Consider the following 11,805-nt stretch of genomic DNA (forward strand, 5'->3'; position numbering starts at 1 on the left):
ACCAGCACAACGACACCCCCGTACCGCTGCGCCCCAGCCCAGCGCCAGTGAAAACCCATGACGCACACCCAGTGCACATCACACGACGCCCATCACCCACTCATGCGTCAGCTGCTGTCGATTGCGGCCGGCCAGCGCTGCGCTGCAGCGCGTCTGCGCGGTTCAGCAGGGGGCGTGATCTGCACCACGCAGGAAGACTACTTACAAGATCTTTCTGTGCAGAAATATCAGGATCAATGATCATCTTTGGCCTGACGGTTGTTCAGTTCGATCGCGTCGGCTTTTGGTCACATGTTGTGACATCGCCTCGCGAACGGATAGGACAAGCGAACTGATCGTCTATGTGGGGGATATCCGTGCGCACAGCGCGACCACTGGTTCTTCTAGTGGCATTCATGATGGCCGTTCTGGCAGGTACAGAGCAGGCGGCCTGGGCGGTGAACAAGTGGGTCACCGCGAGATACGGACCTGGTGCCGGTGAGAGACCAAAGCAAGGTTGGGGATCCGCACAAGGCCGACGGCACAGCGCTGCCGGCAGCGCGACGGATGCTGCTGCCTCCGGCGGTCGCTCCGGCGCTCTGAAGGGGCGCGGCGAGCTGCCCCTTGACGGCTCGGCGCCTCCGTTGCGTTTGGGAGATGCGGCGCCCTACAAGGTGCCGTTCGTGAAGGTTCCTGCTCCGGCGCCGGTGCAGCCGACGGGGTTCGAGGAGAAGTCCAGCCGCGAAGTTGCGGACAAGCGCACCGAGCGCGGGCGGACGTTCCTGAACACGGACGGCACCTACACCACGCGCTTCTACAACGAGCCGGTCAATTTCCGTTCGCCGGACGGCTCGTGGAAAAGCATCGACACCGGCTTGTCGCCTGCCGGACAGAGCTCGTCGCCAGGCGGTGAAGGGGCCGGCTCCGGCTGGCAGGCGCGCTCCACGCAGGAGCAGCTGCGCTTTTCGTCCTATGCCGATGAGCCGTCGCTGGTCCGCCTGGGCGTGGAGGGCAGCGGTGCGGTCGCCTACGGGATCGAAGGTGCGGCGCACGCGGCGGGGAAGGCCACCGGCAGCGTGATCACCTACCCGGACGTCCGGAAGTCCGCCGATGTAGAGCTGATCGCAGGTAGCGACTCCGTGAAGGAGTCGCTGATCCTCAAGAGCGCCGATGCACCGACGCAGTGGCGGTTCCCGCTCGCTCTGCAAGGCCTGAGCGCGAAGCTCGACGGCCAGGGCGGCGTCGTCTTCGCCGACGGGAGCGGACGTGGGCAGGCGTGGATGCCCGCCGGTTGGATGGAGGACTCCCACCGGGCTGAGAACACGAACCAGGGTGCTCTGTCGTCCGGGGTGACCTACAGCCTGGTGCGCGAGCACGGGCGTCAGGTGCTCGTCGTCGACCTGGACAAGAAGTGGCTGTCGGCTCCTGAGCGGGTCTTCCCCGTCAAGGTCGACCCGTCGGTCACCCGCAGCGGTGCGACCGCCGGCACCTACGTGCAGTCGCCGTACAACCAGAACTTCTCCAGCGACACCGTGCTGAAGGTCGGCACCTCGAACGGCGGCGACAACAAGGCAGCGTCGTTCCTGCGCTTCGACGGGCTGAGCTCGCTGAACAACGCGTGGATCGTCAACGCGAAACTGCAGCTTTTCAACACGTGGTCGTACTCGTGCACAGCCCGCCCGGTCACCGTTCACGCCATCACCTCGAACTGGTCCGAGGGGTCGACGTCCTCGTGGCCCGGCCCGGCCACGGGTGACGCACTGGCATCGAAGAGCTTCACGCACGGCTGGCGGCCGGCCGGTCAGACCAGCTACCCGTGCGGCGATGCGGCCTGGGAGGCCATCGACCTCGAGGGCGCTGGCCGCCAGCTGGTCGACGACTGGACGCACAACCGCAAGCCGAACTACGGGCTGGCCATCAAGGCGTCCACGACGGACTCCTACGCGTGGAAGCAGTTCGGGTCGGACAACTACCCCAACGGCAAGCCCAGCCTCGATGTGACCTGGACCAAGTACGGGGCCGCGTACCAGCTGGGGCAGTTCGTGCAGCCGATGACGGCTACGACCGAGGGCACCTTCAAGGTGACCGTCACCAACCAGGGCCAGCAGACGTGGGGCGCGAACAGCAACTACAAGCTGCGCTACCTGCTCTACGACGCCTCCGGCAACCCGATCAGCGGTGCGGACAAGGTCCGCTGGACGCCGATGCCGCGGGATGTGCCTCCGGGTGACACGATCACGCTCGATGCGAAGATCGCCCCGCTGGTCCCCGCTCGGTACACGCTCGTGTGGACCATGGACGACTACGGCACGGCGACCTTTGTGAACGAGGGCGTGCCGGGTGCGGGGCTTCAGGTTGACGCGGTCAACATCCCTCCACAGCTGACGGCCGAGTCGCCACCCAGCGGCGCCGTCCCCGACACGCTCACGCCGACGCTGTGGGCGTCGGCGACGGACCGTGACCAGTACCCGGGTGCGCTGACCTACCAGTTCGAGGTCTGCGAGGTAGCCGGGCAGAACACGCGGCAGAACTGCCGCACCAGCCCGTCCTCGGCCTCGCAGAGCTGGACCGTCCCGGCCGGGTGGCTCAGCTGGGGCAAGGCGTACGCCTGGTACGCGTATGCCAGCGACAGCAAGGACCAGTCCGCCCGTCCCGGACCCTCGCTGCTGAACATGCAGGTTCCGCAGCCTGTCATCACCTCCCACCTGGGCGGTACCGACAGCGGACGAGGCTTCGACGAGCGGTCAGGGAACTTCGCCACCTCGGCGCGGGACGCCTCCGTGAACGCGGCGGGACCCGAGCTCGCGGTCACCCGCACCTACAACTCGCAAGACCCGAGTACCTCGAGTGCCTTCGGTGCCGGCTGGGCCACGCGGTGGGACATGCGTGCCCTGGCCGAGCCCGACGGCAGCGTAGTGATCACCCTCGCTGACGGCAGCCAGGTCCGGTTCGGCAAGAACAGCGACGGCACCTACAGCGCCCCGTCCGGCTCCATGGGACAGCTCACCGCAGTGAGCGGCGGGGGCTGGACCCTGCGGGACGCCACCGCGTCGCTGTTCACGTTCGACGCCAGCGGTCTGCTGACAAAGATCAAGGACGGGAACGGGCGCGAGCAGCTCCTCACCTACACGGCGGGCAAGCTGTCCAAGGCCACCGATGCCCTCTCGCAGCGTTCGCTGACCTTCGCATGGAGTGGCGCTCATGTCGCTTCCGTGTCCACGGATGCGGTCGGGCCATCGGCGCCTGCCCTGGTGTGGTCGTACACGTACACCGGTGATCTGCTGACGAAGGTCTGCCCGCCGTCGTCAGCGACCGCGTGCACGGTGTACGAGTACACCTCCGGATCGCAGTACCGCAATATGGTCCAGGACGCCGGCCCGGTCGGCTACTGGCGGCTGAACGAGGGCGAAGGCGAGGCAGCGCAGAGCGAGGCCGTCTCCCGCAACGGCATCAGCACGGGCCATTACCGCGACGTCGACCTCGGCACGGCCGGTGTCCTGGCCGGCACCGGGAACAAGGCAGTGTCGTTCAACGGCACCAACGCCTACGTCGAGCTGCCGCAGACCACGCTTGCCTCCTCGACCGTCCTGTCGGTCGAGATGTGGTTCAAGACCGACAAGCCCGGCGGGGTGCTCCTGGGCTTCCAGGACGTGGCGCTCGGCTCGGGTGGCCCCGGCCACTACAACCCGGTCCTGGCCGTGGATGCGGCCGGCAAGCTCCGTGGCGCCTTCGAGGTCTCCAACGGCTACGTGACCCCGATCGCCTCTGCGGCGCCGGTCACGGACAGCGCCTGGCACCACGCCGTGCTCACCAGCACCGGCACCAGCCAGACCCTCTACCTGGACGGCCAGCCTCTGGGCAGCCGCACCGGGCCGGTCACTCACTCGGTGAAGACCTTCACCTACCTGGGGGCCGGTTTCACCTCCGACAGCTGGGACGGCGGCGGCGCGAACACCACCCGCTACTTCAAGGGCTCGATGGACGAGGTCGCGGTATACCACCGCGCCATGGATCCCGGGGCGGTGCGCGCGCACTACGCGGCCCGCACCGGAGCCTCGAAGCTGTCGAAGACAACTCTGCCCTCCGGCCGCGTGGCCAACACGGCGCTCTACGACGCCGACACCGAGCGCGCCACCGAGGTGACCGACAACAACGGCGGCACCTGGAAGATCTCCGCGCCGCGCTACGCGGCCGGCTCCCAGGCCTATGCCAACGCCGTCCGAGCGACGGGGCCGGTCAACTACTGGCGCCTGGGTGACACCAACGGCGCGGCCGCGGCCGATGATATATCCACCGGCGGCAACGGCTCCTACCGTGACGGCGTCACCCTCGGCGGCGTCGGAGCCTTCTACGACGGCGACGACGGCGCAGTGACCCTCGACGGCGCCAAGGGCGCCATCGCGGTGCCGGCCGAATCCCTGGCCGGGGCCACGGCGCTCTCGGTCGAGATGTGGTTCCGCACCGACAAGCCCAGCGCAGTCCTCCTCGGTCTGCAGAACGTGGAGGTCACCAACACCACGCCCGCCATGTACAACCCGAGCCTGCTGATCGACGGCGAGGGCAAGCTGCGCGGCCACCTGTGGGACGGCACCACTTCCTGGCCGGTGATGGGCGCAAGCACCGTCACCGACAACAAGTGGCACCACGTCGTGATCACCGGAGGTGCCACCGGCCAGTCGCTCTACCTCGACGGCGCCAAGATCGGGTCCAAGACCGGCGTGGTCAAGCCCGAGACGATGGCCTACGCCTACCTCGGCGCCGGCTTCTCCAGCTCCGGCTGGGACGGCCAGGCCAACGGCGTCCGCTACTTCAACGGCCAGCTCGACGAAGCCGCCTTCTACTCGAAGGAGCTCGACGCCCAGACCATCGCGGACCACTACAAGGCCCGCAACCGCCTGGTCGCCGGCAACGGCACCCAGTACCAGGGCACCGTCCTGGCCGACGCCCCCTCCGGCTACTGGCGCCTGGACGAGACCAGCGGCACCCAGGTCACCAACAAGGTCGCCGCAACCGGCGGCACCGGCACCTACACCAAGGCAACCCTCGGCACGGCCGGCGCGTTCGGCATCGGTGACGGCACGGCCGCCCGCTTCGACGGCGACGGCTACGCCGAACTGCCCCCGATCGGCATGTCCACCACGGACCTGTCCGTCGAGCTGTGGTTCAAGACCACCAAGCCCGGCGTCCTCTACAGCGATCAGGAACGAACCCTGCCCGACCCGGGCGTCAGCACCTTCACCCCGGTCCTGTACGTCGGCACGGACAACAAGCTCCACGGCCAGTACTACACACCGAACACCAACGCCACCAACGTCTCGGCCACCACAGTGACCGACGACCAGTGGCACCACGCTGCCATCACCGTGCGAGGAGGCACGCAGACCCTTTACCTGGACGGTGCCCAGGCCGCGCAGGTGGTGACCAGCCCGATCAACCACCAGGCCAACAAGCGCACCTACATCGGCGCCGGCTACGCCTACGGCTGGCCCGCCAGCCCCGGCAACCCCAGCTATCTCACCGGCAGCATCGACGAGGTCGCGGTCTACCCGCGACCCCTGAGCGCCGCCCAGGTCAACGCCCACTACCAGGCCCGCGCCCAGGCCAGCAGCTCCTCGCTGTCCTCGACCGTCACGGTCACCGACCCCGTCGGCGTGACGACCAGCAGCACCTTCGACGCGGTCCGCGGCCAGCGCCGCAGCGCCACGACGGACGCCGACGGCGGCCTGACGACGTACGCGTACGACACCGGCGGCTTCCTGCACACGGTCACCGACCCCAACGGGCACGCCGTCATCACCGGGCACGACGAGCGCGGGCACACCGTCTCGACCACGACGTGCCGCGACGCCGACTCCTGCTGGACGTCGTTCACCGAGTACTACAGCAACGACGCCGACCCGCTGGACCCGCGTGGCGGCAAGCCGATCGCGGTCCGTGATGGCCGCTCGAGCGGACCGGAGGACAACCGCTACCGAACCACCACCTCTTACACGGCACTCGGCTTGCCCGACACGGTCACCCTCGCCGACGGCCGCACCCGCACCACCACCTACACCACGGGCACCGAGCCCGCGGCAGGCGGTGGAACGACCCCGGCCGGCCTGGTCGCCACGGTCAAGGACACCGACGGCGCGACCACCCGGTACGCCTACGCCGCCAACGGCGACGTCGCCCAGGCCACCTCGCCGTCCGGTCTCATCACCACGTACGGCTACGACGGGCTGGGCCGCAAGACCTCCGAGACGCAGAGCTCGGATGCCTTCCCCGCCGGCGTGACGACCACGTACGCGCACAACGCCATGTCCCGGATCTCCTCCGAGACCGGCCCGGGCGTCAAGAACGAGGTCACCGGCGTCACCCACACTGCCCGCATCAGCCGCACCTACGACGCGGACGGCCAGCTGCTGACCGAATCCCAGGAGGACACCACCGGCGGTGATGCGACCCGCACCAGCACCCACCACTACGACGCCGTCGGCCTCAACGACAGCACCACCGACGCCGCCGGCAACGAGTCGACCTTCGTACACGACCCGCTGGGCCGCGTCACCCGTGAAACCGATCCCGCCGGAAACGTCACTACCCACTCCTACACCCGGCGCGGCCAGCTCGCCGCATCGGTCCTCAAGGACTGGACGGGAGACCCCTCCGGGCAGACGCACGACCTGACTCTGGTCTCCAACGCGTACGACCCGGCCGGCCGACTGGCCTTCACCACCGACGCGATGGGCGCCACGACCGCCTACACCTACTACGACGACGGGCTCAAGGCCACCACGACGGCCAAGGCTGTCACCCAGTCCGACGGCACGAAGAAGGACATCGTCCTGGCCGCCGCCACATACGACGGCGCGGGCAACACCCTGACCCAGACAGCCGGCGGCGCCCGCACCACCGTCAACACCTTCGACGCCACCGGGCGTGTGACCCGCATGGTGTTCGACCCGAGCGGGCTGAACCGGGTCACCACCGCGGCCTATGACGATGGCGACCGCGTCACCGCGCAGACGCAGTCGATCGACGACCTCGGCAAGAAGCTGACCACAACCACCGAGTACGACCAGGCAGGCAACCCGAAGAAGAACACCGTCACCGACGGCACCACCACTCGCGTCTCCTCGGCCACCTTCGACCAGCGCGGCATGCCGCTCACCCAGGTCACCCCGAGGGGCAACACCACCACCATCCGCTACGACGAACTCGGCCGTCCGGTCGAGACGACCGCGCCGCAGGTGCAGGCCGAAGAGAACGGCGGTGCGGCTACCGCCGTCAGCCCCAAGACCCTCACCGGCTACAACACCTTCGGCGAAGCAACCGACGCACGGGATCCGCGCGGGCAGGTCACCAAGACCGAGACCGACCTGCTCGGCCGCCCGGTCGCCCTCACCCTGCCCGGCTACACCCCGCCAGGCGCCGCCACGGCCATCACTGCCGTCACGCGCCAGGCCTACGACAGGCTCGGCAACCAGGTCTCCACCACCGACCCGCTGGGCCGCACCACCTACTACGGCTACGACCAGCTCGGCAACCTGATCCGCAAGACGGACCCGGCGACCGGCGCCCAAGGCCTCCAGGCCCCCGGTACAGCATCATTGAACGGCACCAACACGGACCTGTCCGGCGGCGGCGTCACCAGCTTCACCTGGACCCCCACCGGTCTGCCGCTCTCCGCGACCGGCCCGACCGGGGCCCGCACCGAGTCCACCTACGACGAACTCGGCCGCAAGCTCACCGCCACCACCGTCGAGCGCAGGCCCACCCTGCAAAACCTCGTCTCCCGCTACACCTGGGACGACGCCGGCAACCAGACCGCCTCAACCACACCCGCCGGCCGCCGCACCACGGCGACCTACAACACCGCGGGCGAGGTCCTGACAGCAACCGATCCGCTGGGTGGCGTCACCCAGAACACCTACGACGGCCTCGGTCGCCCCACCGAGACGAAGGACGCCACCGGCCGCAAGACAACGACCGCCTACGACGTCCTCGGCAAGCCCACCACCGTCACCGACTACGGCACCGGCACCACCGCACTGCGCAGTGCCGCCACCGAGTACGACAACGACGGAAACGTCACCGCAACCGTCTCCGCCACCGGCACCCGCCGCACGTACGCCTACGATGCGCTCGGCCGGATGACCACGCAGGTCGAACCTGTCACCGCCACCGACTCCATCACCACGACCTTCGGCTACGACGCGTCCGGCCACCGCACGCGCCTGACCGACGGCCGCGGCAAGACCACCACCTACACCTTCAACACCTGGGGCCTGCCCGAATCCACCATCGAACCCAGCACCACCCAGCACCCGGCCCTCAGCAGCCGCACCTGGACCAACGTCTACGACGCCGCAGGCCAGGTAATCACCGAACTGCTGCCCGGCAGCGTCAAGCGCAACAAGACATACGACACCCTCGGCCACCTCACCGCTGAGACCGGCTCCGGCACCGCCGCAGCCACCCGGCCCCGCTCCCTCTCCTACGATTTGGCCGGCCGCCTGACCGGCGTCGCCGGAGACGGGGTCCTCGCCGGCAACACCTACACCTACAACGACCGCGGCCAGGTCCTGTCCACGGACGGTCCCGGCGGCACCTCGTCCTACACCTACGACGCGGACGGTCAGATGACCGCCCGCACTGACGCCGCAGGCACCACCGGCTTCGCCTACGACTTGGCCGGCCACCTCAACACGACAACCGACCCGCTCACCGGCACCCAGGTGCGCAACTACTACGACGCGGCCGGCAGGCTGACCGCAGACGAGTACGCACGCCCCGCCGCCGGCGGCACGTGGGCAATCGGCGCGAAGCGCTCCTACGTCTACGACGCCCTCGGCCGCCTGGCGGACGACAGCGTCAAGAACACCACAACCAGCGCAGGAATCGCGGGTACGGCCTACGAATACGACCTCGACGACCGCCTGGTGAAGAAGACCACCACCGGAACCGCCGGAGCTGGCGCCGAAACCTACGCCTACGACCTCGCCGGCCGGATGACCTCCGAAACCACCGGCGCCACCACCACCGGCTACGAGTGGGACAAGTCCGGCAACCTCACCAAGAAGGGAGACACCACCGGCACCTACGACTCCCGCAACCGCCTTACGGCCTGGGGCGGCCAGACTTTCGACTACAGCGCCCGCGGCACCGAACAGACCGTCACCGAAGGCGGCACAAGCCGCCAGATCAAGTCGGACGCGTTCGAACGCACCATCACCAACGGCACCAGCACCTTCACCTACGACTCACTCGACCGGGTCATGACCCACAACGGGACCGCCTTCGCCTACGACGGCGGCTCCAACAACCTCGTCAAGGACGCCACCTCCACCTACACCCGCACACCCGGCGGCGCCCTGATAGCCAGCGCCACCACCGCCACCCCCGGCTCGGCACGCCTGGCCGTCACCGACCAGCACACCGACCTCGTCGCCAGCCTCACCCCCGACGGCACCACCGTCGCCTCCTCCAAGGCCTACGACGCCTCCGGCAAGGTCACCGCCAGCAACGGCACCAGCCCCAACCTCGGCTACCAGTCCGGCTGGACCGACAACACCACCGGCGAAGTCAACATGGCCTCCCGCTGGTACCAGCCCGGCACCGGAGGCTTCACCAGCCGCGACACCTGGCAACTCGACCCCAACCCCTCCACCCAGGCCAACCGCTACACCTACGCCAACGCAAGCCCACTCAACGGCACCGACCCCACCGGCCACTTGGTCCAAGACTGCTTCAAGCCCGGGCGCTCCAAGCTGGGTTGGCTCAAGCTCGAGGCATCGCCCTTGTGCGTCTTCTATGAGGCCTTCATTGCGGGCAGTAACAGCGGCGGAAGTGGTAATCGCTGCGGCGACATGCGCTTCTCGCAGTACCTGTGCCCCGGCTACGTGGAACGGCCCAGGTACACGGAGTGCTCGCTTGCACCCTGGCTGTCGGGCTGCCGTGGCAGTGGGCCCTGGGCACCCTCCGGCGGTGGCGGTGGCGGTGGCGGTGGCGGTGGCGGCGATTGGAACCCGCCTCGCTATCGACCGAGCCCCCCGCGCGGACCTAGTGGACCTGGCCGTACCCGACCCAAGCCCGTCGCACCGCCGGCTCCGCCGCCGCCCCCGCCCAACGTCTACAGGGGACCGCACCCGCTCCCGGCACCGAACCTCGGCGCACCGATAGCCACGCTGACCTCGATCGCAGGCACCGCAGCGACAGCTGCCGCTACCACGATCACCGTCGGGGGCCAAGCACTCCTGGACGCGCTCGCCATAGCCGCTCTGACACCGACCGTGCTCGACTCCACCAACCCTGGTGGCCAGGGCACGGCTGCAGATACGCGCAACAGCCAAGACTGCCGCAGGTTCGGCAGCGGGTGGCGTGAGTGGGACCGCGTGGACACGGTTTATGGCAATCGTCCCACGGGCGTGGAAGCGTGCTTGGACAAGCACTTCCTTGCGAACAACAAAACGGATGAGAACTCGACGGACCGAAAGTTCGACCCTCCGGGTCACCAATGGGCCAAGGACTACATGGCTGACTTCGGCAATGAACCCAGCTCGATCTGGGTGAATGCGTGCCACCTGCTGGCGAAGGACTTGACGGGCGACGCCCGAGCAGAGAACCTCGTCACTTGCAGTCGGCAGGCGAACGCCTGGACCATCGACAGACGCGCGCCGCAACAGACGCCAAACATGCTCACCTACGAAAGCAAGGTGAAGAAGGCAGTCAACGCCGGGCAGGTCGTGCACTATAAGGTGACCCCCTTGTACGAAGGCCCCCGGACTGTACCGTACGCCTTCAAAATGCAGGCGGACGGATGGAACGCCGACGGATCACCCGGTCTCCACATCAACAACGACATACCCAATACGTTTTACGGCCTCCGAACAGGCGAATGGCATAATTTGGGCCGCGTATCGAACCAGACCGGCCCCGTACCCGTCCGCGGAACAGATGAATGGGACGCCCGGTAGATGAGAGGATCCAGCATGGACAGCTTCGTCGCGCAGCTGCGAGAACTCTTGGTCGCCAGAAGCGAGGGGGGCGACCAGGTCAATTGGGGCGAAGTTGAGCAACAGTACGGCTTCCAGTTCCCGGACGACTACAAGGAGTTCGTCGCAGTTTTTGGAGAGGGGTCGATCGAAGAGACACTCTGGATCACCATTCCGATCGCTGCACCCGACCCAATGGCTCGGTGCGTAGACAGACTCCCGGATCACGTCTTGGAATTCCCTGAAGCTCATGAATGGGCTGACGAGGTTGCGGCTCAAAAATACCGGCTCGAGGACGTACTCATCTGGGGCGAAACCAGCGAGGCCGACATTCTGGGCTGGCTCACCTGCAGCACGAACCCAGACGACTGGCCTTTGGCGGTTTTCTCTCGCGACGAGGCTTCCTGGTCCGTTCATTTTTGCAGCATGAGCGAATTCCTCGTAAAATTGCTTCGCGCAGATTTCGAAAAATTCCCCATCAGCACACGTCGGCTTTCCAGCCTAGAGCAAGCACGATTCATCCGTACTCGAGAGGGGGGCATCACCTGACCTAGCGCCCGCCACAAAAAGCAGACAACGGTCCGCCCGGCTCTCCGGGCGGACCGTTGTGCGTTTTCCTCTATGCCGGCCGCAGCAGGATCCCGAAATACATGAGGGAGGGATAGTCCGCGCGCATGGTCCGTGAGGAGGGACTCCAGGCGGGTTCTGCGGTCGGCGTAGCGTACGGCCCTTGGCCTGCAAGGCATCGAAGGCCACTAAGACGTCGTTTCATTTGGTGAGGCGGCGGTGGCAGATGAGGGCCGCGGCTATGCCGACGAAGGCGAGGAAGTGTTCAGCCTTGCGTTCGTAT

General features: G+C 67.6%; 3 protein-coding genes. All 3 read left to right on the forward strand.

Annotation, left to right across the window (positions count from 1 at the left end):
* Positions 1 to 102: 102 nt before the first annotated feature.
* The 3 genes from ACIPK4_RS39805 (at position 103) to ACIPK4_RS39815 (ending at position 11,504) form a co-directional block, all read left to right on the forward strand.
* Positions 103 to 240 carry a hypothetical protein gene (locus ACIPK4_RS39805; protein WP_402322778.1) on the forward strand — a complete coding sequence of 46 codons (138 nt, stop codon included), beginning with the start codon at positions 103 to 105 and terminating at the stop codon, positions 238 to 240.
* Between the two features lie 422 nt (positions 241 to 662).
* Entirely contained in the window at positions 663 to 10,937 is a 10,275-nt protein-coding gene (locus ACIPK4_RS39810; protein ID WP_402322781.1) for a LamG-like jellyroll fold domain-containing protein, read from the forward strand.
* 15 nt (positions 10,938 to 10,952) lie between these two features.
* The gene (locus ACIPK4_RS39815; RefSeq protein WP_402322784.1) at positions 10,953 to 11,504 is read left to right on the forward strand and encodes an SMI1/KNR4 family protein; all 552 of its coding nucleotides are present in this window, start codon (positions 10,953 to 10,955) and stop codon (positions 11,502 to 11,504) included.
* Positions 11,505 to 11,805 lie beyond the last annotated feature (301 nt).

The organism is Streptomyces sp. NPDC086989 (assembly GCF_044745505.1).
GTDB lineage: Bacteria > Actinomycetota > Actinomycetes > Streptomycetales > Streptomycetaceae > Streptomyces.